28 protein-coding genes are annotated in these 25,568 nt (G+C 69.1%); 17 read left to right on the top strand and 11 right to left on the bottom strand.

Going from position 1 to position 25,568, the window contains the following annotated elements; all coding sequences use genetic code 11:
- Positions 1 to 5: 5 nt before the first annotated feature.
- A complete protein-coding gene (locus tag WS92_RS21440) occupies positions 6 to 1,184 on the top strand; it encodes an acetyl-CoA C-acyltransferase (RefSeq protein WP_059934634.1) in 1,179 nt (392 codons plus the stop codon).
- Between the two features lie 118 nt (positions 1,185 to 1,302).
- Here the strand turns inward: WS92_RS21440 and WS92_RS21435 are convergent, their stop codons facing one another.
- Positions 1,303 to 1,767 carry a hypothetical protein gene (locus WS92_RS21435; RefSeq protein ID WP_015602343.1) on the bottom strand — a complete coding sequence of 155 codons (465 nt, stop codon included), beginning with the start codon at positions 1,765 to 1,767 and terminating at the stop codon, positions 1,303 to 1,305.
- Positions 1,768 to 2,299: 532 nt separating this feature from the next.
- Here WS92_RS21435 and WS92_RS21430 point away from each other — a divergent pair.
- The 5 genes from WS92_RS21430 to WS92_RS21410 all read left to right on the top strand — a co-directional run bounded on the left by WS92_RS21430 (position 2,300) and on the right by WS92_RS21410 (position 6,035).
- The gene (locus WS92_RS21430) at positions 2,300 to 2,614 is read left to right on the top strand and encodes a Dabb family protein (protein ID WP_015600687.1); all 315 of its coding nucleotides are present in this window, start codon (positions 2,300 to 2,302) and stop codon (positions 2,612 to 2,614) included.
- Positions 2,611 to 3,093 (top strand): PaaI family thioesterase, encoded by a 483-nt coding sequence (locus WS92_RS21425; protein WP_006026173.1) that lies wholly within the window; start codon positions 2,611 to 2,613, stop codon positions 3,091 to 3,093. Before WS92_RS21430 ends, WS92_RS21425 begins: the two co-directional genes overlap by 4 nt.
- A gap of 89 nt (positions 3,094 to 3,182) precedes the next feature.
- The gene (locus WS92_RS21420; protein ID WP_059934635.1) at positions 3,183 to 4,181 is read left to right on the top strand and encodes an NADP-dependent oxidoreductase; all 999 of its coding nucleotides are present in this window, start codon (positions 3,183 to 3,185) and stop codon (positions 4,179 to 4,181) included.
- 98 nt (positions 4,182 to 4,279) lie between these two features.
- Positions 4,280 to 5,239, top strand: coding sequence for an alpha/beta hydrolase (locus WS92_RS21415; RefSeq protein WP_059934695.1), 960 nt, complete (start codon positions 4,280 to 4,282; stop codon positions 5,237 to 5,239).
- A gap of 355 nt (positions 5,240 to 5,594) precedes the next feature.
- Positions 5,595 to 6,035, top strand: coding sequence for a GNAT family N-acetyltransferase (locus WS92_RS21410; RefSeq protein WP_006026176.1), 441 nt, complete (start codon positions 5,595 to 5,597; stop codon positions 6,033 to 6,035).
- Positions 6,036 to 6,083: 48 nt separating this feature from the next.
- On the opposite strand, the gene WS92_RS21405 is transcribed toward WS92_RS21410, so the two are convergent.
- Both WS92_RS21405 and WS92_RS21400 read right to left on the bottom strand, forming a co-directional pair.
- Positions 6,084 to 6,935 (bottom strand): NRDE family protein, encoded by an 852-nt coding sequence (locus WS92_RS21405; RefSeq protein WP_059934636.1) that lies wholly within the window; start codon positions 6,933 to 6,935, stop codon positions 6,084 to 6,086.
- Positions 6,936 to 6,999: 64 nt separating this feature from the next.
- The gene (locus WS92_RS21400; protein ID WP_059934637.1) at positions 7,000 to 8,046 is read right to left on the bottom strand and encodes a CAF17-like 4Fe-4S cluster assembly/insertion protein YgfZ; all 1,047 of its coding nucleotides are present in this window, start codon (positions 8,044 to 8,046) and stop codon (positions 7,000 to 7,002) included.
- A gap of 78 nt (positions 8,047 to 8,124) precedes the next feature.
- Between WS92_RS21400 and mltG the strand changes: the two genes are divergently transcribed.
- From mltG to WS92_RS21350, 10 genes are all read left to right on the top strand, one after another.
- A complete protein-coding gene (mltG, locus tag WS92_RS21395; RefSeq protein ID WP_059934638.1) occupies positions 8,125 to 9,144 on the top strand; it encodes an endolytic transglycosylase MltG in 1,020 nt (339 codons plus the stop codon).
- A complete protein-coding gene (gene tmk / locus WS92_RS21390; RefSeq protein ID WP_006026180.1) occupies positions 9,145 to 9,765 on the top strand; it encodes a dTMP kinase in 621 nt (206 codons plus the stop codon). It abuts the gene before it with no gap.
- A gap of 19 nt (positions 9,766 to 9,784) precedes the next feature.
- Positions 9,785 to 10,819 (top strand): DNA polymerase III subunit delta', encoded by a 1,035-nt coding sequence (locus WS92_RS21385; protein ID WP_059934639.1) that lies wholly within the window; start codon positions 9,785 to 9,787, stop codon positions 10,817 to 10,819.
- Positions 10,820 to 10,861: 42 nt separating this feature from the next.
- Positions 10,862 to 11,368, top strand: coding sequence for a GNAT family N-acetyltransferase (locus tag WS92_RS21380; protein ID WP_015600855.1), 507 nt, complete (start codon positions 10,862 to 10,864; stop codon positions 11,366 to 11,368).
- Between the two features lie 72 nt (positions 11,369 to 11,440).
- Positions 11,441 to 12,250, top strand: a complete 810-nt coding sequence (locus WS92_RS21375; protein ID WP_059934640.1) for a TatD family hydrolase — start codon at positions 11,441 to 11,443, stop codon at positions 12,248 to 12,250.
- A 12-nt stretch (positions 12,251 to 12,262) separates the two neighbouring features.
- Positions 12,263 to 12,985 (top strand): ankyrin repeat domain-containing protein, encoded by a 723-nt coding sequence (locus WS92_RS21370; protein WP_006026184.1) that lies wholly within the window; start codon positions 12,263 to 12,265, stop codon positions 12,983 to 12,985.
- Between the two features lie 73 nt (positions 12,986 to 13,058).
- Complete coding sequence (locus WS92_RS21365; protein WP_009912008.1) at positions 13,059 to 13,412, top strand: Rap1a/Tai family immunity protein; 354 nt, start codon at positions 13,059 to 13,061, stop codon at positions 13,410 to 13,412.
- 66 nt (positions 13,413 to 13,478) lie between these two features.
- Positions 13,479 to 14,666, top strand: coding sequence for a mechanosensitive ion channel family protein (locus WS92_RS21360; RefSeq protein WP_059934641.1), 1,188 nt, complete (start codon positions 13,479 to 13,481; stop codon positions 14,664 to 14,666).
- Between the two features lie 186 nt (positions 14,667 to 14,852).
- On the top strand, positions 14,853 to 16,031 hold the full coding sequence (locus tag WS92_RS21355; RefSeq protein ID WP_015601787.1) for an AAA family ATPase: 1,179 nt from the start codon (positions 14,853 to 14,855) through the stop codon (positions 16,029 to 16,031).
- A 235-nt stretch (positions 16,032 to 16,266) separates the two neighbouring features.
- On the top strand, positions 16,267 to 17,331 hold the full coding sequence (locus WS92_RS21350; protein ID WP_006026188.1) for a glycosyltransferase family 4 protein: 1,065 nt from the start codon (positions 16,267 to 16,269) through the stop codon (positions 17,329 to 17,331).
- A 194-nt stretch (positions 17,332 to 17,525) separates the two neighbouring features.
- Here WS92_RS21350 and WS92_RS21345 read toward each other — a convergent pair whose 3' ends face one another.
- The 3 genes from WS92_RS21345 to WS92_RS21335 all read right to left on the bottom strand — a co-directional run bounded on the left by WS92_RS21345 (position 17,526) and on the right by WS92_RS21335 (position 19,301).
- Positions 17,526 to 18,113 carry a BPSL1445 family SYLF domain-containing lipoprotein gene (locus WS92_RS21345; RefSeq protein WP_006026189.1) on the bottom strand — a complete coding sequence of 196 codons (588 nt, stop codon included), beginning with the start codon at positions 18,111 to 18,113 and terminating at the stop codon, positions 17,526 to 17,528.
- Positions 18,114 to 18,348: 235 nt separating this feature from the next.
- Positions 18,349 to 18,804 (bottom strand): hypothetical protein, encoded by a 456-nt coding sequence (locus WS92_RS21340; RefSeq protein ID WP_006026190.1) that lies wholly within the window; start codon positions 18,802 to 18,804, stop codon positions 18,349 to 18,351.
- A 206-nt stretch (positions 18,805 to 19,010) separates the two neighbouring features.
- Positions 19,011 to 19,301, bottom strand: coding sequence for a PsiF family protein (locus WS92_RS21335; RefSeq protein ID WP_006026191.1), 291 nt, complete (start codon positions 19,299 to 19,301; stop codon positions 19,011 to 19,013).
- A gap of 440 nt (positions 19,302 to 19,741) precedes the next feature.
- Here WS92_RS21335 and WS92_RS21330 point away from each other — a divergent pair, with 440 nt between their 5' ends.
- Positions 19,742 to 20,785 carry an asparaginase gene (locus WS92_RS21330; protein ID WP_059934642.1) on the top strand — a complete coding sequence of 348 codons (1,044 nt, stop codon included), beginning with the start codon at positions 19,742 to 19,744 and terminating at the stop codon, positions 20,783 to 20,785.
- Between the two features lie 90 nt (positions 20,786 to 20,875).
- On the opposite strand, the gene lysM is transcribed toward WS92_RS21330, so the two are convergent.
- From lysM to gcl, 5 genes are all read right to left on the bottom strand, one after another.
- A complete protein-coding gene (gene lysM / locus WS92_RS21325; protein WP_059934643.1) occupies positions 20,876 to 21,346 on the bottom strand; it encodes a peptidoglycan-binding protein LysM in 471 nt (156 codons plus the stop codon).
- Positions 21,312 to 21,683, bottom strand: a complete 372-nt coding sequence (locus WS92_RS32865) for a hypothetical protein (protein WP_230479270.1) — start codon at positions 21,681 to 21,683, stop codon at positions 21,312 to 21,314. Before WS92_RS32865 ends, lysM begins: the two co-directional genes overlap by 35 nt.
- A gap of 124 nt (positions 21,684 to 21,807) precedes the next feature.
- Positions 21,808 to 22,713, bottom strand: a complete 906-nt coding sequence (locus tag WS92_RS21320) for a 2-hydroxy-3-oxopropionate reductase (RefSeq protein ID WP_059934644.1) — start codon at positions 22,711 to 22,713, stop codon at positions 21,808 to 21,810.
- Between the two features lie 69 nt (positions 22,714 to 22,782).
- Positions 22,783 to 23,592, bottom strand: coding sequence for a hydroxypyruvate isomerase (gene hyi / locus WS92_RS21315; protein ID WP_006026195.1), 810 nt, complete (start codon positions 23,590 to 23,592; stop codon positions 22,783 to 22,785).
- 103 nt (positions 23,593 to 23,695) lie between these two features.
- Positions 23,696 to 25,471 (bottom strand): glyoxylate carboligase, encoded by a 1,776-nt coding sequence (gene gcl, locus WS92_RS21310; RefSeq protein ID WP_059934645.1) that lies wholly within the window; start codon positions 25,469 to 25,471, stop codon positions 23,696 to 23,698.
- Positions 25,472 to 25,568 lie beyond the last annotated feature (97 nt).

Here is a 25,568-nt window from a genome sequence, read left to right as displayed (position 1 = left end):
CTCGGATGACCGAAGCCGTAATCGTATCGACTGCCCGCACCGGGCTTGCGAAATCCTGGCGCGGCGCGTTCAACATGACGCACGGCGCGACGCTCGGCGGCCACGTGGTCGCGGCCGCCGTCGAGCGCGCGAAGCTCGATCCCGCGCGCGTCGAGGACGTGCTGATCGGCTGCGCGAACCCGGAAGGCGCGACGGGCGCGAACATCGCGCGGCAGATCGCGCTGCGCGCGGGGCTGCCCGTCAGCGTGCCGGGGATGACCGTCAACCGCTTCTGCTCGTCGGGATTGCAGACGATCGCGCTCGCCGCGCAGCGCGTGATCGCGGGCGAGGGCGACGTGTTCGTCGCGGGCGGCGTCGAATCGATCTCGTGCGTGCAGAACGAGATGAACCGGCACATGCTGCGCGAGGGCTGGCTCGACGCGCACAAGCCGGAGATCTACTGGACGATGCTGCAGACGGCCGAGAACGTCGCGAAGCGCTACGGCATCCCGAAGGAGCGTCAGGACGAATACGGCGTGAATTCGCAGCTTCGCGCGGCGGCCGCGCAGGCGGCGGGGCGCTTCGACGCGGAGATCGTGCCGATCACCGTGCGCGCGGGCGTTGCCGACAAGGCGACGGGCCGCCTCTACACGAAGGAGGTCACGCTCGCCGCCGACGAGGGCGTTCGGCCCGACACGACGCTCGAAGGCGTCGCGAAGATCCGCGCGGCGTTGCCGGGCGGCGTGATCACCGCGGGCAACGCGAGCCAGTTCTCGGACGGCGCGGCCGCGTGCGTCGTGATGAACGCGAAGCTTGCGGAGCGCGAGGGCCTCGCGCCGCTCGGCATCTTCCGCGGCTTCGCGGTGGCGGGCTGCGAGCCGGACGAGATGGGCATCGGGCCCGTCTATGCGGTGCCGAAGCTCCTGAAGCAGGCGGGGCTCAAGGTAGCCGACATCGATCTGTGGGAGCTGAACGAGGCGTTCGCGGTGCAGGTGCTCTATTGCCGCGATACGCTCGGGATTCCCGACGATCGGCTGAACGTGGACGGCGGCGCGATCGCGGTCGGCCATCCGTATGGCGTGTCGGGCGCGCGGCTCACCGGCCATGCGCTGATCGAGGGCAAGCGGCGCGGCGCGAAGTACGTCGTCGTGACGATGTGCATCGGCGGCGGGCAAGGCGCGGCGGGGTTGTTCGAAGTGGTTTGACGGCGGCGTCGCGCCGATCGGGCGCGGCGGGTCCCTGCTGTCGCGCCGGCGCCGCATCGCGCGATGCGGCGCCCGCCGGCCCGGCACGCCGATCAAGCGGATTGCGGCTCGGCGGACTCTAGTATTTCGGCGGTTTTTTCACGAGGGGCGACTGTATGCCGGCAAGCTTGCGGTCGATCGTCCCGTCTTTGATGCCTTCCAACTGAAGCGCGCGCTGCAACGGCGACGCGGGCGTGACGGGCTTCGCTTTATTGTGCCGAGGCGCGACACCGATCCTCTTGCCGAGATGGTAGATGCCGGAAAGCGTGCGTGCTTCCCATGCCGGATACTTGCCGTTCGAGACCCAGTCCCGCGTCAGAAAATAGTGTTCGACACAGGCCATGATTTCGTCGTCCTTGTCGACGAGATTGCCGGGCAGATTCGGCGGCGGCGAAATGCCGCCAAATCCGGCGTTTCGCACCAGGTACAGATCGTGTGCAATCCGTTCGGACCGTTCGGTGGCGGACGTGACGCCCAAAACGGTCGAGTAGTGGCGATCCCAGCGCCTGATGAGCGTCCTGACTGTCGATTCCTTGGGGAACACTTTGCGCTCCTTGGATTCAGGTGGAGCATGCGCAGACCAACCGCCGACGTCGCATCGCTCCCGTCTCCGATGTATCCGGGCATCATTCGAGTGCCGGGCGGCGGCGTCTTCCTTCGACAGGATTCGACGTTCTGCGGGAATCGGCATCCGGGGGCCCGATCGCGCGGCGATGCGCGCCGTCGGCGTTCGACGCGACTATCGTCAGGCAAAAAGCAGTATAGGACGCGCGGCGCGATTAGCCAGCGTCCTGTCGGCCGCACAAGGCGGCGTCATGCCGGGCGACGCACGCCGATCTGTCGCGCGTTTCGCGGCCGCCCGCGCGCTACCGCTTCGCCGGGCTCCGCGCCAGAACCATCGGAATCGATAAGTTTGGTAGGCTTGCTGTCTGTCTCGGCTCGGCCGATGTCGGCGGCGATTTCGGGCGGCGCGGGCAAACGGCGGATGTCGCCGGACGGCCGGACCGCTGAACCGCGAACGCCGACGGCTCCGGCGAGGCGGAATTGACGAACGACTGCGAAGAACCACGGACATCATGATCAGACACATCGTAAGCTGGAAACTCAAGGAATCGGCCGAAGGCGCGACGCGCGCGCAGAACGCGCAGAAGCTGAAGGAAAAGCTCGAAGCGTGCCGCGGCATCGTGCCGGGGCTGCTCCATCTCGAAGTCGGGCTCGCGACGCCCGGCCTCGAGGCGACCTGCGACGTCGTGCTCGTCGCCGATTTCGCCGACAAGGCCTCGCTCGACGCATACCAGGTGCATCCGGTGCACGAGGAGGTGAAGAAGTTCGTCGGCGCGGTGCGCGAGAGCCGCGAGTGCATCGACTACCTCGTCGACGACGTGCGATGAGCGCCGGCTCCGCCACGGCCGGCCGCGAGCCGGCGATCGAAAGCCCGTTCGTCGACGCGCTCGGCGTGCGGCTCGTATCCGCGAAGGACGGCGCGAGCGAGATCGTGCTGCCGCTCGTCGAGCAGCACATGAACACGTGGAACATCGCGCACGGCGGCGTCACGATGACGCTCGCCGACGTCGCGCTCGCGATGGCCGCGCGCAGCCTGACCGACGACGGCGTCGGCGTCGTCACGGTCGAGATGAAGGTGAACTTCATGCAGCCGGGGCGCGGCGAGTTGCGAGCGTACGGCCGCGTGCTGCACCGCTCGACGACGATGGCGTACTGCGAAGGCGAGGTCCGCGACAGCGCGGGCAACTTCGTCGCGAAGGCGCTCGGCACGTTCAAGTACATGAAGCGGCTCGCGGTCGGCCGCGACATCGCGCGGCAGCGCACCCGCACCGATCCGGGCGCGCATCCCGGCCCGAGCGACGCGTGATGCAATCGGGCGGCCCCGCCTGTCGGCGGGGCCGTTTGCCGTCGGCACGGCCGCGCGCGGCGATGGACAGGCGGACAAGGAGGCAGGCGATGTCACAGGTCAACCGGCGGGTGCTGCTCGTTTCGCGCCCCGAACGCGAGGCGAGCGTCGAGAACTTCAAGCTCGTCGAGACGCCGCTCGCGCCGCTCGCCGACGGCGAGGTGCGCGTGCGCAATCATTTCCTGTCGATCGATCCGTACATGCGCGGGCGGATGAATGCGGGGAGGTCGTACGCCGAGCCGCAGCCGCTCGGCGAGGTGATGGGCGGCGGCACCGCGGGCGAGGTCGTCGAATCGCGCAACCCGGCGTTCGCGGTCGGCGACAAGGTGGTCGGTGCGTATGGCTGGCAGGAGTACGGCACGTCGACGGGCAAGGAACTGCGCAAGGTCGACACGACGCACGTGCCGCTGTCCGCGTATCTCGGGCCCGTCGGCATGCCCGGCGTGACCGCGTGGTACGGGCTGAACCGGATCATCCGGCCGCGCGCGGGCGAGACGGTCGTCATCAGCGCGGCGAGCGGCGCGGTCGGCAGCGTCGTCGGGCAGCTCGCGAAGCTCGCGGGCTGCCGCGCGGTCGGCATCGCGGGCGGCGCGGACAAGTGCCGCTACGTCGTCGACACGCTCGGCTTCGACGCGTGCGTCGACTACAAGGCCGGTCGGCTCGCCGACGATCTCGCGGCCGCCGCGCCGAACGGCGTCGACGGCTATTTCGAGAACGTTGGCGGTGCGGTGCTCGACGCGACGCTCGCGCGGATGAACCCGTTCGGCCGAGTCGCGATGTGCGGGATGATCGCCGTGTACGACGGCGCGCCGGCGCCGCTCGCGAACCCGGCGCTGATTCTGCGCGAGCGGCTGCTCGTGCAGGGCTTCATCGTGTCCGAGCACTTCGACGTGTGGCCCGAGGCGCTCGCGCAGCTCGCGGCGCTCGTCGCGCAGAAGAAGCTGCATTATCGGGAGACGATCGCGCACGGCATCGAGCGCGCGCCCGACGCGCTGCTCGGGCTGCTGAAGGGGCGCAATTTCGGCAAGCAGCTCGTCGCGCTCGTCTGACACGCCGTGGCATCATACGGCGCTCTGAGTCCCCGGGCTTTTTCGCCGGCGCGCTCGCGCCGCTCGCCCGCCGTTTGCCTTGCCGTTTGCCTTTGACGATGCCGCTGAACCCGAAGATCGCGCAGGTGCTCGACATGATCGAGCGCGCAAAACGTCCCGATTATCACGAACAGACGCCCGCGCAGGCGCGCGCGGCGTACGAGAAGAGCGCGCCGATCCTCGACGTCGCGCCCGCGCCGATGTTTTCGGTCGAAGATCTGCGCGTGCCGTCGCGCGACGGCGGCGCGTTCGGCGCGCGGCTCTATCTGCCCGTCGAGCCGAGCCTGGCCGAGCCGCTGCCCGCGCTCGTCTACTATCACGGCGGCGGCTTCACGGTCGGCAGCGTGAACACGCACGACGCGCTGTGCCGGATGTTCGCGCGCGACGCGCGTTGCGCGGTGCTGTCGGTCGATTACCGGCTCGCGCCGGAGCACCGGTTTCCGACCGCGGTCGGCGACGCGGAGGACGCGCTCGTGTGGCTGCATGCGCACGCGTCGCGTTTCGGGATCGATCCGGCGCGGCTCGCGGTCGGCGGCGACAGCGCGGGCGGCACGCTCGCGACGGTGTGCGCGGTGCTCGCGCGCGACCGCGGGATCGCGCTCGTGTTGCAACTGCTGATCTATCCGGGCACCACGGGGCATCAGCAGACCGAATCGCACGCGCGGCTCGCGAAGGGCTATCTGCTGTCGGCGGACACGATCCAGTGGTTCTTCGAGCATTACGTGCGCGACGCGTCGGATCGCGACGACTGGCGCTTCGCGCCGCTCGACGGCACGCGCGGCGCGCCGTCGTTCGAGTGCGTCGCGCCCGCGTGGATCGCGACGGCGGAGTACGATCCATTGGCCGACGAGGGCGACGCGTATGCGGACAAGCTGCGTGCGGCGGGCAACCGGGTGACGCTCGTCGCATACGCGGGAATGATTCATGAGTTCTTCAAGATGGGCGGTTTCGTGCCGGAAGTGCGGCTCGCGCATGCGGACGCGGCGGGCGCGCTGCGCGCGGCGTTCGAAGGCGATTGAGCGCGAACGCGCGGGCGATTCGGCGCGGCGCGGAATCCGCGAGACGGGACGTGCGTCATGGGTCGGAGGGAATGCCGCGCCGCGTGTAGCGGCTCATCGCGGCTTGCGCGGCCGCCCGGACGGCGGGATTGGCCAATCGGCCGATTGCCGGGGCATTTCATTCGGCAGACGATACGGATATGAAGCGGGCCGATGAAGTGGGGCAACGAGGCGCGCCTATCATGCGGAGCCGTTTCCGGCGGCGGACACGAGCGGCATGCGCGGCACGGGCGGCCGGCGACGGCCGGATGATCGGCGCGCGAATGCGGTGCGCCGCACCGGGCCCGGCGAGAACCGGCTGACGAGGATTCGACACATGGAAAGCATCGAAATCGAAACAGGCGACTGGTCGCGCCTTGGCGGCGATGCGTCGCGGATCCGCGACGCGGTGTTCGTGCGCGAGCAGCGCATTCCGGCCGAGCTCGACCTCGACGACGACGATCCGCACGCGCGGCACGCCGTCGCGTATCTGGTCGGCGGGGCGGCGGGCGCGCGGCGCGCGGTCGCGACCGGGCGGCTCTTGCCGACGGGCGCGATCGGCCGGGTGTCGGTGCTCGCCGACGTGCGTGGCCGCGGCGTCGGCTCGCGGCTTCTGGACGCGCTTCTCGCCGAAGCGCGGGCGCGCGGCGACGCGCTCGTGCGGCTCTATGCGCAACAGCGCGCGGTCGCGTTCTATTTGCGGATCGGCTTCCGGATCGTCGGCGAGCCGTTCATCGAGGCGGGCGTGCAGCATGTCGAGATGGCGCGCGAGCCGTGAGCGGGGCGGGACCGGGCGGGCGCGCATCCCGATCCGCCGCCGGCGCGATCACCGCCGCGCGACGCCGCTCCCGTCGACATCGAACGTGTACGCGCGCTCGAACGCGCCCGGCCGCACGATCCGGTGCGAGCCGTCGTCGTCGCAGCGCTCCTTCATGTCGAACCTGAGCCGTCCCTCGACGTCGCGCACGACCCGCAGCACGGTCGTGCCGCGTGATCCGTACTCGGGCGTCTCGATGAACGCCGCGGACAGCGCGCGCTCGCGCTCGATCGGAATGCCCGTGTGCGGCAGCGCGTCGGCGGCGGCCTCGCGAGTGTCGCGCATCATCTCGATCAGCGCGTCGAGCGGCGCCGCCGCGTCGTCGGTGAGCAGCGCGCCGAGCGCGCTGCGCTTGCCGACGAGCTTCGGCCACGGCGTGTCGAGCCGCGCGTTCGACAGCCCGTGCATGCCGGGCGCGACGGACACGGGCGCATCGGGCGCGGGCCGCGCGTCGTCCGGCCGGTTGCAGTACCACGCGAGCTCGCCGCGCGCGACGTCGCCCGCGAGCAGCGTGAAGCCGTTGTAGAACACGGCCTTCTCGGCGACGTTCGCGAGATAGTCGAGCGGCGCGACGTTCTCGCCCGTGAGGAATCCGGACACGAGCTTGCCGCGCGTCGGCGCGCCCGCGCGTATGTCGAACGGCGCTCGGTAATTGGTGAGCGCGGCGAAGCGGCCGTCGCGCGCGACGCCGAGCCATGTGCCGCCGCCTTCGAGATCGCGGCCCGCGAGCACGTGCGGCGCGTCGCTCCACCACGCGAGCGGCGCGCTCGTGCGGCGGAAGAATTCGTCGCGGTTCGCGGCAAGTGTCAGCACCGGGCCGTGCGTGGCGTCGGGCTGCCAATCGAATACGATCAGGCACATCGGGCGATATCCTCGCTGGGTGAGGCCGGCGCGCCGCGGCGCGTGCGCTCCGGCGGCGCGGCTGTCAGGCTTCGGCGGGCAGCGCGTAGGGAAGCGGCAGGAACGCGAGCGTCGGACCGTTCGCGGACGCCAGGTGGACCGACCCGTTCCCGAGCGCGGCGAGCTTGATCTCGACGAGCGCGTCGACGCCGCCTTCGGGCGCCGCCGCCGCGTTCACGATCATCCCGCACGGCTGACCGGGGTCGTCCGAATGATAGAGCTCGACGCCTGCACGTGCGGCGTCAGTGTCGGCCGCGACGTGCGCGAGCGCCGTGCGGCGCTTGATCGTGCCCCGGTACTGGCTGCGCGCGACGACTTCCTGCCCCGGATAGCAGCCCTTGCGGAAGTTGACGCCGCCGATCACGTCGAAATTGACCATCTGCGGGACGAATTGCTCGACGGCGGGCTGCGTGATGCGCGGCTCGCCCGCGCGCACGTCGAGCCAATCCCAGACGGCGGCCGACACGCGCGGCAGCGCGTTCTCGAGCGCGGGCAGGCGCGCGTCGAGCTCGGCGCGCGTGGCGATCCACAGGTGGCGCGCGCGCCCGGCCGCGTCGGGCAGCCGCACGAGCGCGCCGGCGGGCGCGTCGACTTTCGTGTGGACGCCGTCTGGCAGCGCATCGAAGATGCCCGACAGCGCGGCGCGCACGTCGCCCGCGAAGCCGACCGCGACGAGCGTGCCGCTCGCGTCGGCGAGCTTCGCCTTCGCGCGCAGCACGAACATCGACAGGCGCTTTTGCACCGCGGGCTGTACGTCCTTCGATACGAGCAGGCGCACGTCGTGGCCGGTGCGCCACGCGAGGAACGACGCGAGCAGGCGCCCCTTCGGCGAGCAGTAGCCGGCGAGGCGCGCGCTCGCGGCGTCGAGATGCTCGATGTCGTTCGTCAGTTGGCTGTGCAGGAACGTTGCGGCGTCGGGGCCCGTCACGTCGACGATGCCGAACTGTTCGAGCACCGCGAACGCGCCGCGCTCGAGCACGGCGGCGAAATCGCCGGCGCCCGGACGGGGCAGCGTCGGCGGCGCGGTGGGGGCGTCGGCCGGTGCGGCCGGAGAGGCGATCGGTGTGCTCATGGAATGAGGGAACAGTCAATCCTGACTTTGGCAGAGGCGAGCAAGTATTATATGGGTCTTACCTGATTCACGTTCCGCATGTCCCTACTGAAGAAGTGCGCCGCGCTCGCGGCGCTCGCCGTCGTATTGCTGGGCGCCGCGTGCGCGGGCGGCGCCTATTACTGGGCCACCCGGCCGATCGCGCTCTCCGCGCCCACCCTCGACGTCACGATCAAGCCCCGCAGCAGCGTGCGCAGCGTCGCGCAGCAGCTCGTGCACGGCGGCGTGAGCGTCGAGCCGCGCCTCTTTGTCGCGATGACGCGCGTGCTGTTCCTGTCGAGCCGGCTCAAATCCGGCAACTACGAGTTCAGGACGGGCGTGACCCCTTACGACGTGCTGCAGAAGGTCGCGCGCGGGGACGTCAACGAATACGTCGTCACCGTGATCGAAGGCTGGACGTTCAGGCGCATGCGCGCGGAGCTCGACGCGAATGCGGCGCTCACGCATTCGAGCGCGGGGATGAGCGACGCGGCGCTGTTGCGCGCGATCGGCGCGCCCGACGAAGCCGTCGCGCACGGCACCGGCGAGGGGCTGTTCTTTCCGGACACCTACCTGTTCGACAAGGGCACGAGCGACCTGAACGTCTATCGGCGCGCGTACAGGCTGATGCAGACGCGCCTTGCCGACGCGTGGACCGCGCGCCGGCCCGGCCTGCCGTTCAAGACGCCTTACGAGGCGCTGACAGTCGCGTCGCTCGTCGAGAAGGAGACGGGGCACGCGGCCGATCGCGCGTTCGTGTCGGGCGTGTTCGCGAACCGCCTGCGGGCCGGGATGCCGCTGCAGACCGATCCTTCGGTGATCTACGGAATGGGCGACGCATACGCGGGGCGGCTGCGCAAGCGCGATCTGCAGACCGACACTCCGTACAATACCTACACGCGCCGCGGGCTGCCCCCGACGCCGATCGCGCTGCCGGGCGAGGCGGCGCTCTATGCCGCGGTGAACCCGGCGGCGACGTCCGCGTTCTATTTCGTCTCGAAGGGCGACGGCACGAGCGTCTTTTCGGACACGCTCGGGGATCACAACAAGGCCGTGGACAAATACATACGAGGTCAATGAATGGCGCGTGGCAAATTCATCACGTTCGAAGGGATCGACGGCGCGGGCAAGACCACGCATCTGCAGTGGTTCTGCGACCGGCTCCAGGAAAAGCTCGGGCCGGCCGGCCGGCACGTCGTCGTCACCCGCGAGCCGGGCGGCACGCAGCTCGGCGAGACGCTGCGCGAGATTCTCCTTAACCAGCCGATGGACCTCGAGACCGAGGCGCTGCTGATGTTCGCCGGCCGGCGCGAGCATCTCGCGCTCGTGATCGAGCCCGCGCTCGCGCGCGGCGACTGGGTCGTGTCGGACCGCTTCACCGATGCGACGTTCGCCTACCAGGGCGGCGGGCGCGGGCTGCCGCGCGACAAGCTCGAGGCGCTCGAGCGCTGGGTGCAGGGCGGCTTCCAGCCGGACCTGACGGTGCTGTTCGACGTGCAGCCGCAGGTGGCGAGCGCGCGGCGCGGCGCCGCGCGGATGCCGGACAAGTTCGAGAGCGAATCGGACGCGTTCTTCGCGCGCACCCGCGCCGAATACCTGCGCCGCGCGCAGGAGGCGCCGCATCGGTTCGTGATCGTCGATTCGAGCGAGCCGATTCCCCAGATCCGCAAGCAGCTCGAAGGCGTGCTCGCCGCGCTGTGACGAAAGGAAGACGCGAACGATGATCTATCCGTGGCAGACCGACGACTGGACCCGCCTGCAGGCGCTGCGCGCGCATTGGCCGCACGCGCTGCTGCTGTACGGCCAGGCGGGAATCGGCAAGCTCGCCTTCGCGCAGCATCTCGCGAAGGGCTTCTTGTGCGAGACGCCGCGCGAGAACGGCGAGCCGTGCGGCGCGTGCGCCGCGTGCACGTGGTTCGAGCAGGGCAATCATCCCGATTACCGGATCGTCGTGCCCGAGGCGCTCGCGGCCGAGCTGCCGGGCGCGGCCGACGAGCCGAAGGCCGCCGACGCCGACGAAGGCGGCAAGAAAACCAGGACCCCGAGCAAGGAGATCAAGATCGAGCAGGTGCGCGGGCTCGTCGACTTCTGCGGGATCGCGTCGCATCGCGGCGGCGCACGTGTCGTCGTGCTGTATCCGGCCGAGGCGCTCAACGTCGCGGCTGCGAACGCGCTGCTGAAGACGCTCGAGGAGCCGCCTTCGGGCGTCGTGTTCCTGCTCGTGTCCGCGCGCATCGACCGGCTGCTGCCGACGATCGTGAGCCGCTGCCGGCAGTGGCCGATGACGGTGCCCGCGCCCGACACGGCCGCCGCGTGGCTCGCCGCGCAGAACGTGGCGGACGCGAACGCGCTCCTCGCCGAGGCGGGCGGCGCGCCGCTCGCCGCGCTCGCGCTCGCGAGCGACGAGAACCGGCCGCTGCGCGACTGGGCGCTCGCGCAGCTCGCGGCGGGCGCCGCGTGCGATCCGTTCGCGTGCGGCGAGACGCTGCAGAAGCTGCCCGTGCCCGTCGTGCTCGGCTGGCTGCAGCGCTGGCTGTACGACTTGCTTGCCGAACGCGCGGCGGGCGCGCCGCGCTATTTCCCCGCGCAGCGCGCGGCGCTCGCGCGCTGCGCGGCGGCCGTCGACGCGAACGCGTTCGCGCGCTTCCTGAAGACGGTCACGCGGCAGCGCGCGGTGGAAAACCATCCGCTCAGCGCGCGCCTCGTGTTCGAAGAGCTGTTTCTCGGCTATCGGGAACTGTTCGCGTCGTCCTGACCGACCGTTTCGTCCAACCGTTTCGCCCATCGGATCGCATTCATGACCCAGCTTGCCTACCGCGACGCCACACCCGCCGATCTGCCGGCGATCGTCGCGATCTACAATTCGACGGTCGCGTCGCGCCGCGTGACGGCCGACACCGAGCCCGTGACGGTCGACAGCCGCCGCGCGTGGTTCGACGCGCACAATCCGCATGCGCGGCCGCTGTGGGTCGTCGAGGAAGCGGGGCGGGTGATCGCCTGGCTGAGCTTCTCCGATTTCTACGGCCGTCCAGCATACGGCCACACGGCGGAGATCAGCATCTATCTCGACGAGGCTGCGCGCGGCCACGGGCTCGGCAGCCGGCTGCTCGACGCGGCGCTCGCGAAGGCGCCCGCGCTCGGCGTGCACACGGCGCTCGGCTTCATCTTCGGGCACAACGAGCCGAGCCTGCGGCTCTTCGCGCGCTACGGCTTCGCGACCTGGGGCACGCTGCCGCGCGTCGCGGTGCTCGACGGCGTCGAGCGCGATCTCGTGATCGTCGGCAGGCGGCTCGCCGACGCCTAAGCGCGCACGGCGCGGCGAGCGGGCGCGTCGGTCCGCCGGCGCCGGCACGCGCAGCGCAGCAAGGAATTCAACATGTTCGTCGATTCACACTGTCACATCAATTTCGAAGGGCTCGCCGACCGGCTGCCGCAGGTGCTGGACAACATGCGCGAGCACGGCGTCACGCACGCGCTCTGCGTATCGGTCGATCTCGAGACGCTGCCCGCCGTGCTCGCGATCGCACGCGATCACGACAACGTTTTCGCGTCGGTCGGCGTGCATCCGGACCACGAGGACGCGAAGGAGCCGACGGTGGCCGAGCTCGTCGAGCTCGCCGCGCATCCGAAGGTGGTCGCGATCGGCGAGACGGGCCTCGACTACTACCGGCTCGAAGGCCGCTCGATCGCCGACATGGAGTGGCAGCGCGAGCGCTTTCGCACGCACATCCGCGCGGCGCACGCGACGGGCAAGCCGCTCATCGTCCATACGCGCGCGTCGTCGGAGGATACGCTGCGGATCATGGCCGAGGAGCGCGCGAGCGTGCCGGGCGGCGTGATGCACTGCTTCACCGAGCCCTGGCCCGTTGCCGAGGCCGCGCTCGCGCAGGGCTTCCACATCTCGCTGTCGGGCATCGTCACGTTCAAGAGCGCGACCGACGTGCAGGACGTCGCACGGCGCGTGCCGCTCGACCGGCTGCTGATCGAGACCGATTCGCCATACCTTGCGCCCGTGCCGTATCGCGGCAAGCCGAATGAACCTGCGTACGTGAGCCATGTCGGACGCTTTATCGCGGCGCAACGCGGGATGACCGACGAGGCGCTCGGCGCCGCGACGTCGCAAAACTTTTTCCGGCTGTTCAAGATCGCCCGCACGGGCGGCGCCAGCCCAGTCAACCAGGGGTAGGAGCTGAAAAAAATGAAGTCGATCAAGCACTTGTCGAAACAACGCACGATGGGCGCCGTGCTGCGCACGCTCGCGGTCGCGGGCGGGCTCGGTGCGCTCGCGGCGGCGTCCGCGCACGCGGAGTCGCTCGACGGGATCGTGAAGGCCGTCAAGTTCGACGACATCAAGGACATCTCGAAGCAACTGAAGAACGGCCTCGACCCGAACACGATCGCGCCGAACGGCGATCCGCTCCTCGTGATCGCCGCGCGCGAGAAGTCCGACCAGGTCGCCGCCGCGCTCGCGGCCGCGCCGAACGCCGATCTCGACAAGGAAGACAAGGCGGGCGAGAACGCGCTGATGCTCGCCGCGCTGAACGGCGATCTGCAGCTCGCGAAGCTGCTCGTCGACAAGGGCGCCGAAGTGAGCAAGAAGGGCTGGTCGCCGCTCCATTACGCGGCGACGAACGGCAACGACGAGGTCGTCAAGTATCTGATCGACAAGTCCGCATACATCGACGCCGCGTCGCCGAACGGCACGACGCCGCTGATGATGGCCGCGCGCGGCAACCACGGCTCGACCGTCACGCTGCTGCTCGACCAGGGCGCCGACCCCGCGCTGAAGAACCAGCTCGGCATCACCGCGCTCGACTTCGCGAAGCACTACAACGCGCCGGACGCGACCGCGATCCTGTCGAAGCGCACGGTGCGCATCGGCGATGCGCCGGCGCCGAATGCACAAAAGAGTGCAAAATAAGGGTTTTCGGCGCGGCGGCCTGCCGCGCCTTTCGAAGTATCGGCGGTTTCGCCTTCTGACATAAGGAAGATTCATGTTGCGGGCTATGTTTTGCGCCGCCGCGTTCGCCGTGCCGCTGACGGCGGCCGCCTTCACGGCCGGCGACCTCGACAAGCTGTGCGCGAAGACCGACGTCAAGTCGCGGGCGTCGTGCGCGGCGTACATCGAGGGCGCGGCGGACGGCGTCTACAACACGATCGACGCGATCGGCGGCACCACGGGGCCGCGCGTCGGCCAGTACTTCTGCCTGCCGCCCGACATCAAGGCGCAGCAGATGACCGATGCGGTGCGCAAGTACATCGCGGAGAATCCGAAGCTCGCCGACTACAACGCGAGCACGGCAGTGTCGCTCGGGCTCGGCAAGGCGTTTCCCTGCCGCGGCTATTGATCCGGGCCGGCCGCCGCCCCGGCGCGGGGGCGCGTTCCCCGCGAACCTGACGGAGACACGGCGCGCATGTTGACGATCGACGACTTGTGGCGCATCGCCGATGCGCCGCTTCATACCTGGCTCGGCACGCTTGTCGTGTCGGCGCTCGTGTTGCTCGCGGTCGCGGGCATGCACCGCGTCGGCGCGCGCATCGTCGTGCCGATCGCCCGGCCTTATCCGTTCATGAGCGTGATCGTGTCGTATGTCGACCGGCCGTCGCTCGCGCTGCTGTCGTTCCTCGCGCTCGAATTCCTGTGGCTGCAGGTCGACGAATCGCTGCCGCACGCGGGCGGGCTGCGCACGCTCGCCGCGGTCGGCACGATCGCGGCGCTCACGTGGCTGTTGATGCGCCTGGCCGCCGCGGTCGGCGACGCGATCATCCGCGCGCATCCGCTCGATACGCCGGACAACCTCGAGGCGCGCCGCATCCACACGCAGACGCGCGTGCTCGCGCGGACCGTGATGGTGCTGATCGTGATCATCGGCACGGGCGCGGCGCTGATGACGTTCCCGAACGTGCGGCAGGTCGGCGCGAGCCTGCTCGCGTCGGCGGGCGTCGCGGGCCTCGTCGCCGGTATCGCCGCGCGGCCGGTGCTCGGCAACCTGATCGCGGGGCTGCAGATCGCGCTGTCGCAGCCGATCCGGCTCGACGACGTCGTCATCATCCAGGGCGAGTGGGGGCGCATCGAGGAGATCACGGGCACCTACGTGTCGGTGCGCTTATGGGATCAGCGCCGGCTCGTCGTGCCGCTGCAGTGGTTCATCGAGAATCCGTTTCAGAACTGGACGCGCAGCAGCGCCGAGCTGATCGGCACCGTGTTCCTGTATGTCGACTATCGGCTGCCGCTCGAGCCGCTGCGCGCGGAGCTCGCGCGGATCGTCGCGGGCGCGCCCGAATGGGACGGCCGCGTGCAGGTGCTGCAGGTGACGGACGCGACCGAGCGCTCGATGCAGGTGCGCGCGCTCGTCAGCGCGCGCGATTCGTCGCTGGCGTGGGATTTGCGCTGCCGCGTGCGCGAAGGGCTCATCGCGTTCATCAATGCGCATTATCCGCATTGCCTGCCGCGCGAGCGCACCGAATGGACGACGCCCGATGCGCTCGCGCACGAGTCGCGTCCGGGCGAACGCGCGCCCGAGCCGGCCGCGAGCACTGCGGCGTTCACCGCCGCGGACCCGACGACGTCGGAGACCGGTGTGCCGCGCGCGCCGCATTGAGCGCGGCGCGCCGCGCCGGGCCGTGCGTCGCGCCGGCTTGAGGCCCGGTTGGCGCACGCTTCGCTCGATGACCGCCTCGTTCGTCGCCGATTCGCCTGATTCGCCCGATTTGCCCGATTTGCCTGATTCGCCTGATTCGCCTGATTCGCCGACTCGATCCACCGATTTCCGACAACCCGTTTCCCGATGCCGCCACTCACCGCACTCGCCATCGCCAATTACCGCTCGCTGCGCGATCTCATCGTGCCGCTCGCGACGCTCAACGTGATCACCGGGCCGAACGGCAGCGGCAAGTCGAGCCTGTATCGCGCGCTGCGCCTGCTCGCGGATACCGCGCAAGGCCGCGTGATTCCGTCGCTCGCGCGCGAGGGCGGGCTGCCGTCGACGCTCTGGGCGGGCCCCGAGCGCTTCTCGCGCGGGATGCTGGCGGGCGAGGTGCCGGTGACGGGCACGGTGCGCAACGAGCCCGTGAGCCTGAAGCTCGGCTTCGCATGCGAGGATTTCGGCTACGCGATCGATCTCGGGCTGCCGCCGCTCAACAGCGAGACCGAGTTCGGGCTCGATCCGGTCGTCAAGCGCGAGTGCATCTGGAGCGGACCGCTGCCGCGGCCGTCGACGCTGCTCGTCGACCGGCGCGGCGCGCAATTGCGCACGCGCGGCGAAACGGGCGAGTGGCAGACCGTGCCGCAGCCGATCGCGAGCTTCGACAGCATGATGACCGAGTTCTCGGACCCGCGCGGCGCGCCGGAGATGATCGCGGTGCGCGAGCGAATCCGCTCGTGGCGCTTCTACGATCATTTCCGCACCGACGCGCTCGCGCCCGCGCGGCTTGCGCAAGTCGGCACGCACACGCCGGTGCTGTCCGACGACGGCGGCGATCTGGCGGCCGCGCTGCAGACGATCTACGAGATCGGCGACGCCGACGCGCTCGACGCGGCGATCGGCGACGCATTCCCCGGCGCGCGGCTCGAGATCGACAATCCGGGCAAGTGCGGCCGCTTCGAGGTGCTGATGCGGCAGCCGGGCCTGCTGCGGCCGCTGCGCGCGGCCGAGCTGTCGGACGGCACGCTGCGCTACCTGCTGCTCGTCGCGGCGCTGCTGACGCCGCGTCCGCCCGCGCTCCTCGTGCTGAACGAGCCGGAGACGAGCCTGCACCCGGACCTGCTGCCCGCGCTCGGCCGGCTGATCGCGCAGGCGGCCGAGCGTTCGCAGGTGATCGTCGTGTCGCACGCGGCGCGGCTCGTTGCGTCGCTCGAACGCGAGCCGGACAGCCATTCGATCGTGCTCGAAAAGGAACTGGGCGCGACGCGGATCGTCGATGCAGACGCGCTCGAACTGCCGGCGTGGAAGTGGCCGGCGCGGTGAGGGCGGTTCGATCAGGCGCTCGACAGGAGCGGAAAGGCAAGCGCGGAAAGGCAAGCGCGGCCCGACGCGGCGGGCGGGGCTGCAAACATGCGGCTTCCATGAATGTATCCCGTCTGTAACAAGCCCCAAAAAATGCAATCGGTCCGCTGGCGCGTGCGCCGATCGCTAATAATGGCAATTTGCGGGCGTCGCCCGACGCCGGTCCGCTGGCCGGCCGCCACTGGAGATCGTACCCATGAGAATTGCGCAGATCGCTCCGTTGACTGAATCGGTGCCGCCGAAGCTCTACGGCGGCACCGAGCGCGTCGTGTCGTACATCACCGAGGCGCTCGTCGATCTGGGGCATGACGTGACGCTGTTCGCGAGCGGCGACTCGATCACGCGCGCGAAGCTCGACGCGGTATGGCCGCGCGCGTTGCGGCTCGATTCGTCGATCCGCGACCGGATCGCGCCGCACATGCTGCTGATGGAGACCGTCGCGCGCCGCGCGCGGGACTTCGATGTGCTCCATTTCCACATGGACTACTACTCATTCTCGATCTTCAAGCGGCAGGACACGCCGTTCGTGACGACGCTGCACGGCCGCCTCGATCTGCCCGAGCAGCAGCCCGTGTTCGACACGTTCGACACCGCGCCCGTGATCTCGATCTCGAACGCGCAGCGCCACCCGATGCCGCAGGCGAAATGGCTGACGACCGTCTATCACGGGCTGCCGGAGACGCTCTACACGCCGCAGCCCGTCGAGCAGTCGTATCTCGCGTTCCTCGGCCGGATCTCGCCGGAAAAGCGCGTCGACACGGCGATCCGGATCGCGCAGCGCTGCGGGATGCGCATCCGCATCGCGGCGAAAGTCGATGCGGCGGACGAAGAGTATTTCGAGCGCGAGATCAAGCCGCTCTTTGCGCTGCCGCACGTCGAATACATCGGCGAGATCGCCGACCACGAGAAGGCGGCGTTCCTGTCGGGCGCGCACGCGTTGCTGTTTCCGATCGACTGGCCCGAGCCGTTCGGCCTCGTGATGATCGAGGCGATGGCGTGCGGCACGCCCGTCATCGCGTTCAATCGCGGCGCGGTGCCGGAGGTGATCGACGAGGGCGTGTCGGGCTTCATCGTCGAGGACGAGATCGGCGCCGCCGCGGCGGTGAACCGGCTGCACACGCTGTCGCGTGAGCGGGTGCGTGCGCGCTTCGAGGAGCGCTTCACGTCACGCCGGATGGCGCAGCAATACGTCGAGGTTTATCAATCGCTGATTCGCGCGCAGAAGCGCTCGCGCTTCAAGGTGATCGATTCGGCGTCTTGAGCGAGCGGCGAGGGCGGCGGCGCGCGGTGCGTGGTCACGCCCGCGCATTGCCGCCGCGCACGCGGATCGTGCGAGCGTCAGCCGGCTGACGCATTGCGATGACGCATGAAAAAACGGCGATGCGCTTTTACGCGCATCGCCGTTTTCGCGTCGGCCGCCGCTCGCCCTCGGCGCGTCGGCCGCCCGCGCGGGCGTCAGATCTTCAGCTTCGTGACCTTCGTGCCGCTGATCGACACGTCGCCCATCAGGCCGGCGTTCGTCAGCACGATCACTTCGACGGGCGCGGTCGCCGTCGTCGTGTCGATTGCGCCGTTCGCGCCCATCTTCACGAGCGCGACTGATGCGTCGGCGCCCGCCGCCCAGCCTTCGGAGTTGCGGAATTTGTCGAGCGCATCCTGCGTCATGAACAGGAACACGATCGCCTTCGACTGCGCGCCCGCCTGCAGGCCGACCGACAGCGACGACGTGTTGTAGTAGCCGAGCGTCGCGCCGCCGACGCGCAGCGCGCCGTTGCCGGTCTGGCCGCCGATGATGAGGCCCGCCTGGATTACGTCCGGGAACACGAGCACGCCGCGCGACTTCGCGACGAGTTCACGCGAGCCGGGCACCGTCGAGTACAGGCGCGACAGCGTCGCGTCGACGCTCGCATCGATGGCTTGACGCTTCGACGCGTTGGTCGCGGCATTGGCGGGCTTGTCCGGCGTCGTCGTGCAACCGGCGAGCGCCAGGCTGCCCACGACGAGCGCGGCGGCGGCTTTCAACACGAGATTGCGTTTGTGCATCGTTTTTCTCCATCAAGTGTAGATCAGCGTGATTCCCGCGAACGGGCGTGTCACGCGGGACTTTATAACACAGCGAAACGCCTTGCCTTGCCGCTGTAAGGTGAAAGACGGTCAAATCGGCGTGTTTCATTGTGCGGCGGCGCGCGCGCATGCACGTTGTCGCGGGCCAAGGTTCGTGTCGGTGAGCGATTCGCGCGCCACGCGTCACGCATGATTTTGCGCGCGGCGCCAGCCGTCAGTGATGCGAAACGGGAGGTTCGATGGGCGGCTTGATGGGCGGACGCCGCAGCGCGCGGCGCACGAGGCCGATCACGACGCCGCACGCGAACAGGAACGCGGCGGGGACGATCCAGTAGCCGACGAACGCGTGCCACAGGTAGCTCGCGAGCGTGCGCTTGCGCACCGCGAATTCGTCGCGCGCCTCCTGCTGGCGGCGCGCGTTCGCCGCGAGCACGTCGGTGGGGCAGCCCGCCGCGCGCGCTTCGTCCGGCTCGCTGCGGCAGACCTTCGCCGCGCCCGCCGCGCGCTGCGCGTCGGTGAGCTCCCAGGTCGACAGCGCGAGCTTGAGGTCGGCGCGGTTATAGGCCATTTCCTCGCGGATCTCCCGCACGGCGACGATCGCGACGGGCACGGCCCAGAACACGATGACGATCAGCCAGCGCCGGAACCAGCGGTTTTGTCTCCATGCCATCCCGTGCCTCCGTTTGATGCGCGGTGCGCATCTGTCATGAGGGCGGCCCGATGGCGCTTCGTTTTGGTGGTGAGGGCCGCGCTGCAGCCATCATAGAAGAAATTGCGGCCAAACGCCGCAGCCGGCCGCGCGCATGCATGCGCCGCAAAAGAAAATGCCGCGCCCGTCGAAACGGTGCGCGGCATCGTGCCGATTCGCCGGAAGCGTCAGGCGGCGGGCTTCGCCGACAGGCAGTCCTTCATGAACGCCTTGCGATCGTTGCCCGTCTTGCCGGCGGCTTGCGTGTTGCAGGCCTTCATCTTTTCCTGCTGCGACATCTTCTTCGCCGGCTTCGCCGACAGACAGTCCTTCATGAACGCCTTGCGCTCGTCGCCCGTCTTGCCGGCGGCCTGCGCGTTGCATGCCTTCATCTTGTCCTGCTGGCTGTTTGCGGCGAATGCAGGCGTTGCCAGCACGCCGCCGACGAGCAGCGCGGCCATCAGCGATCGGATCTTCATTGGACACTCCCGGTGGGTGAATTGCATCTTGTTCGATAAGCGACGAATCGCGCGGCTGCGCGGATCGCGGTTTGCATTATGGCAAATCGGCGCCGAAACGACAAAATACTCGGGAAAACGAGCGGTGCGCTAATTTTCGCGTGACGCGCGCGCAACGGCCGGCCGCGCCCGAAATGCTTTCGCAAGGCTGCAAACGCCGGCGCCGCAGGCGTTTCGGGCGGCCGCCGCATGCGAATGCCGCGTGCTGTCGCCGAGGCGCGCCGCCGGGCGTCGTCACGGATTTTGTCTATTTCGGGATAACGCGGACCGGTGCGGCGCGCGCGGTCTCGCGCGTCGCGCGTGCATTGCACGGGAGTGCGAACGGTCGCCGCGCGCGCCCGCCCACTCGGGGAAACTCCGTCCTTGCCGAAGGGCGGCCGGCTGCCGTTACAATCGCGGCCATGAACGCACCGACATCTTCCCATCCCCTCCACGTTTCGAACCCGGCGCCGCGCGCGCTGCCGCGCATCGCCGTCCTCGCGACGGGCGGCACGATCGCCGGCGCTGCCCCCGACGCCGCGCAGACGGCCGGCTATCAGGCAGGCGCGCTCGGCGTCGACAGGCTGCTCGCCGCCGTGCCCGCGCTCGCGCAGATCGCGACGATCGAGGCCGAGCAGATTGCGAGCATCGACAGCAAGGACCTGTCGCCCGCGCTGTGGACGACGCTCGTCGAGCGGATCAATGCGCTTGCCGCGCGCGATGCGATCGACGGCATCGTGGTCACGCACGGCACCGACACGCTCGAAGAAACCGCGTACCTGCTGCATCTGACCGTGAAGACCGCGAAGCCCGTCGTGATGACGGCGGCGATGCGCCCGGCGACCGCGCTGTCGTCCGACGGCCCGCTGAACCTGCTGAACGCGGTGGCCGTCGCGGGCAGCGCGGCGGCGCGCGGGCAGGGCGTGCTCGTCGCGTTCAACAACCGGATTCACAGCGCGCGAGACGTCGTGAAGACGAGCACGTACGCGGTCGACGCGTTTCATTCGCCGGAGCTCGGCGCGCTCGGCTGGGTGCAGGACGGCCGCATCGAGTTCGCGCGCCGCGCGACGCGCCCGCATACGCTCGACTCGCGCTTCGCGACCGGCGCCGCCTGGCCGCAGGTCGACGTCGTCGCGAGCTATGCGGGCGCATCGCGCGTGATCGTCGACGCATGCGTCGCGGCGCGCGCGCGCGGGCTCGTCGTCGCGGGCACGGGCAACGGCTCGATCCACGCGACGCTGCAGACGGCGCTCGCCGAGGCGGCGGCGAAGGGCGTCGCGATCGTGCGCGCGTCACGCGTCGGCTCGGGGCACGTGATGCGCAATGGCGCGGCGAACGACGATGCGCTCGGCTTCGTGAGCGCAGGCTCGCTCAATCCGTACAAGGCGCGCGTGCTGCTGATGCTCGCGCTCGCGGCGGGCATGGCCGACGTGCGCGAATTGCAGCAGGTGTTCGATACGTATTGACCGGCGCGCGCCGGCATCGCGCACGGCGCGCAAGAAAAAAGCGGACTCGCAGGTCCGCTTTTTTCATGATGTCCGCTGCGCGCGCGTCGTTCAGGACTGCGGCGGAATCACGAGCTTCTGGCCCGGATAGATCTTGTCCGGGCTCGACAGCATCGGGCGGTTCGCCTGGAAGATCACGTCGTTCTTCGAGCCGTCGCGGTAGTACTTCTCGGCGATCTTCCACAGGTTGTCGCCGGAGACGACGTCGTGATATTGCACTTGCGGATCGTCCGGCTGCAGGTCGTCGTCGTTGACGCCCGCGACGCCTTGCACGTTGCCTGCCGCCACTTTGACCTTGGCCTTGGTGTCGAGATCCGCGACGCTGCCCGTGAGCGTGACGGTGCGCGACGTGCCGTCGAACGCAACCGTCAGGTTCGACGTGTCGAGGCCCTGTGCGGAGATGTAGTTCTTGATCGCATCGGCGGCCGTCTGGTTCGCGGCGGCCGGATCGGCCGCGGCTTGCTCGTCGCTCTTGCCGAGCAGTTTTTCACCCGCTTCCTTGATGAACGAAAGAAGACCCATCGCAACACTCCTTCAGGTGATTGACAAAAATGCGCCGTGAAGTCGCGAGAAGCGCCCGGGTGATGCGACGCTTCTCGAAAGGCGTCGCGAAAGTGTAGGCGTTCACGTTGCAAATTGCATGAAAAATCGCTTCGTCGAACGTAAAGAAATGTAATACGCGCCGCGACGAATCCGACAGACGGACACCCGACGACGACGTCTGACCGACCAAGGCTTCCCCGTCGGCGCCGGGTGCCGCTGCGGACCCACCTGCCGCTCTCAGCCGAAAGCGGCTTCGTTTGCCTGCCGCGCGCACGATGCGCGCGGCGAGGCGCCCCATCGACGATGCGTCGCGCACGCATCGCATTCGATTGCGTCGAATGTCACGTCGACGACTCGTTGTTGTGTTAAGCCTTGATGCGGTGGCGAAGGCGCGCAGCATCGCGGCGTCGCGATTCGCCGCGCCACGCCGCCGCGTTCGCTCACGCGACCTTCTTGCCGCTTTGCGGCTCGCCAATCTCGACGTTCGACATGATCTCGAGCGCGCGCACGATCGCCGAGTGATCCCACGCGCCGCCGCCGTTCGCCGCGCACACGCTGAAGAGCTGCTGCGCGCTCGCCGTGTGCGGCAGCGCGATGTTCATCCGGCGCGCGCCGTCGAGCGCGAGGTTCAGGTCCTTGCGATGCAGGTCGATCCGAAAGCCCGGCTCGAACGTGCGCTTCGTCATTCGCTCGCCGTGCAGCTCGAGAATCCGCGACGACGCGAAGCCGCCCATCAGCGCGCGCCGCACGCGCTCCGGATCCGCGCCGGAGCGCGCGGCGAAGAGGAGCGCCTCCGCGACCGCCTCGATGTTCAGCGCGACGATGATCTGGTTCGCGACCTTGCAGGTCTGGCCCGCGCCGTTCTCGCCGATCAGCGAGACGTTCTTGCCCATCCGCTCGAAGAGCGGCTTCGCGCGCTCGAACGCGCGCTGCGGGCCGCCGACCATGATCGTGAGCGTCGCGTCGCGCGCGCCGACTTCGCCGCCCGATACGGGCGCGTCGAGATAGTCACAGCCGAGCGAGTTGATCTCCTTCGCGAACTCGCGCGTGTCGAGCGGCGAGATCGAGCTCATGTCGATCACGAGCTTGCCGGCCGAGAGGCCCTTCGCGACGCCGTCGTCGGCGAACAGCACGTTTCGCACGTCGGGCGTGTCGGGCACCATCGAGATCACGATGTCCGACGCCTGCGCGACGGCCGTCGAATTCGCGACGACCCGTGTCTGCTCGCGCAGGTCGGCAGGCACCGGATACGCGCCGTTCACGACGAGGCGGTGGCCGCCCTCGAGCAGGTTGCGCGCCATGTGCGCGCCCATGATGCCGAGGCCGATGAAGCCGATCGTTGTCATTGCAGTGTCTCCTGTGAGTGCGTTGATTTCGAATCCGAAACGGGTGAATAGGGACGTGTGCGCGCCGGATCACGCGCCGCTGCGCGCGCGCGGCGCGTCGGCGCGCGCGATCTGCCGCAGCCAGCCGAGGCCTTCGGCCGTCGTCGTGCGCGGCTTGTATTCGCAGCCGACGTAGCCGTCGTAGCCGAGTTCGTCGAGCAGATCGAACAGGTACGCATAATGGATCTCGCCCGTGCCGGGCTCGTGGCGGCCAGGGTTGTCCGCGAGCTGGATGTGCGCGATCGCGCCGAGGTGCTTGCGCAGCGTCGCCGCGAGCTCGCCTTCCATCCGCTGCATGTGATAGATGTCGTACTGCAGGAACAGATTGTCGGCGCCGACCGCGCGGATCACGTCGAGCGCTTCGGCGGAGCGGTTCAGCGCGAAGCCCGGGATGTCGTACGAATTGCACGGCTCGACGAGCAGGCGAATGCCCGCCTGCTTCAATTCGGCCGCGGCGAAGCGCAGGTTCCCGACGATCGTCGCGAGCGCCGTGTCGCGCTCGACGCTCGCGGGCGCAATGCCGACGAGGCAGTTCAGTTGCGGCACCTGCAGCGCGCGCGCATAGTCGATCGCGCGGCCCACGCCGTCCTGGAATTCGCCGACGCGATCGGGCAGGCACGCGATGCCGCGCTCGCCCCGATCCCAGTTGCCCGCGGGCAGGTTGTGCAGCACGAGGCGCAGGCGATTCGCGTCGAGCCGCTCGGCGAGCTCGTCCTTCGCGTATGGATACGGAAACAGGAACTCGACGGCGGTGAAGCCCGCGTCGGCCGCCGCCTCGAAGCGGTCGAGAAACGGGACTTCGTTGAACAGCATCGTCAGATTGGCTGCGAATTTCGGCATGTCGGTCGTCTCACGGGGCGGTCAGTGGTGCAAGTCAAGTGTGGCGAACTGATCAGCCATGCTGATCAATCAATCGAGCAATCGAGCTGGCAAGCGAAGCGCGTCAGTCGAGCAGCGAGATCGCGGTCGGCGCGTGCTCGGCCTTGTCCGCGAGATCCTCGAACTCGTTGATCGCATCGATCTCGGCGCCCATCGAGACGTTCGTCACGCGCTCGAGAATCACCTCGACGATGACGGGCACGCTGAACTCGGCCGTCATCTGTCGCGCACGCTCGAGCGCGGGCGCGATCTCCTCAGGCTTGAACACGCGCAGCGCCTTGCAGCCGAGCCCTTCGGCGACGGCGACGTGATCGACGCCATAGCCGTTCACCTCGGGCGCGTTGATGTTGTCGAACGCGAGCTGCACGCAGTAGTCCATGTCGAACGCGCGCTGCGCCTGGCGAATCAGGCCGAGATAGGCGTTGTTGACGACGACGTGCACATAAGGCAGCTTGAACTGCGCGCCGACCGCGAGCTCCTCGATCATGAACTGGAAGTCGTAGTCGCCGGACAGCGCGACGATCGGGCGCTGCGGATCGGCCGCGCGCACGCCGAGCGCGGCGGGAATCGTCCAGCCGAGCGGGCCCGCCTGGCCGCAGTTGATCCAGTTGCGCGCCTTGAACACGTGCAGGAACTGCGCGGCCGCGATCTGCGACAGCCCGATCGTGCTCACGTAGCACGTATCGCGGCCGAACGCCTTGTTCATCTCTTCGTACACGCGCTGCGGCTTCACGGGCACGTTGTCGAAATGCGTCTTGCGCTGCAGCGTGCGCTTGCGCTGCTGGCAGTCGGCGACCCACGCGCCGCGGTTCTTCAGCCTGCCCGCGGCCTTCCATTCGCGCGCGATCTCGACGAACAGCTCGAGCGCCGCCTTCGCATCCGATACGATCCCGAGATCGGGGCCGAACACGCGGCCGATCTGCGTCGGTTCGATGTCGACGTGCACGAACTTGCGGCCCTTCGTGTAGACCTCGATGCTGCCCGTGTGGCGGTTCGCCCAGCGGTTGCCGATGCCGAGCACGAAATCGGAGGCGAGCAGCGTCGCGTTGCCGTAGCGGTGCGACGTCTGCAGGCCGACCATGCCGGCCATCAGCGGATGATCGTCGGCAATCGCGCCCCACGACATCAGCGTCGGGATCACCGGCACGCCGAGCGTTTCGGCGAACTGCACGAGCAGTTCCTCGGCCGCCGCGTTGATCACGCCGCCGCCCGACACGATGAGCGGGCGCTCGGCGTCGTTCAGCATCGCGAGCGCGGCCTCGATCTGCGCGCGCGTCGCGCGCGGCTTGTAGACGGGCAGCGGCTCGTAGGTCGCGATGTCGAATTCGATCTCGGCGAGCTGCACGTCGATCGGCAGGTCGATCAGCACGGGGCCCGGGCGGCCCGAACGCATCAGATGGAACGCCTGCTGGAACACGCGCGGCACGAGCGCCGGCTCGCGCACCGTGACGGCCCACTTCGTGACGGGCTTCGCGATCGATTCGATGTCCACCGCCTGGAAGTCTTCCTTGTGGAGCCGCGCGCGCGGCGCCTGGCCGGTGATCGCGAGGATCGGAATCGAGTCGGCCGACGCCGAGTAAAGGCCCGTGATCATGTCGGTGCCGGCCGGGCCCGACGTGCCGATGCACACGCCGATGTTGCCGGGCGCGGCCCGCGTGTAGCCTTCCGCCATGTGCGACGCGCCTTCGACGTGCCGCGCGAGCACGTGGCCGATCGCGCCCGAGCGGCGCAGCGCCGAATACAGCGGGTTGATCGCGGCGCCCGGCACGCCGAACGCGGTCTGCACGCCTTCCTTCTCGAGCACGAGCACGGCTGCGTCGACGGCTCTCATCCTGGCCATGAAATGTCTCCTTGTTCGATGCGAATCGCGGGTATCGCTGGTGTCGAGGACACTTTAGGGATGCAGGAAAGGTTTGATAAGATCAGCTCAAGTCGCT

It is taken from the genome of Burkholderia sp. MSMB1588 (assembly GCF_001546925.1).
Classification (GTDB): domain Bacteria; phylum Pseudomonadota; class Gammaproteobacteria; order Burkholderiales; family Burkholderiaceae; genus Burkholderia; species Burkholderia humptydooensis.
Note: the sequence above shows the minus strand (reverse complement) of the source record. Positions and strands in the feature narration are given on the sequence as shown.